Origin of the sequence: Microvirga antarctica (assembly GCF_017921815.1) — a bacterium.
Classification (GTDB): Bacteria; Pseudomonadota; Alphaproteobacteria; order Rhizobiales; family Beijerinckiaceae; genus Microvirga; species Microvirga antarctica.
In genome coordinates, this window is sequence record NZ_JAGEMM010000122.1 from 1 (window position 1) to 287 (window position 287).

1 protein-coding gene is annotated in these 287 nt (G+C 52.6%); it reads right to left on the minus strand.

The window, feature by feature from the left end; genetic code table 11:
* Window positions 1–287: hypothetical protein (locus tag J4G32_RS21120; protein WP_210497661.1), on the minus strand; the 287-nt coding region annotated here is incomplete at both ends.

Here is a 287-nt window from a genome sequence, read left to right on the forward strand (position 1 = left end):
ACTCAACCGGAACTTCGATATGCTTGATATCGTCTTTTTCCAGCTGACGGATGTGACGCGCGGTAATGCGACGGCCTTTTTCAACGTACACTTTGCCGTTAGCTTCGATATCGAACGACGCGGTTTCGCCGCGCAGACGTTCTGGAATCAGCTCCATCTGCAGCTTGTTGTCGCGAATTTCGAAGACGACTTTCTCAAAGAACAGGTCAAGGATCTGCTCAGTGGTGTAGTTCAGCGCACGCAGGATGATGGTCGCAGGCAGTTTACGGCGACGGTCGATACGCACG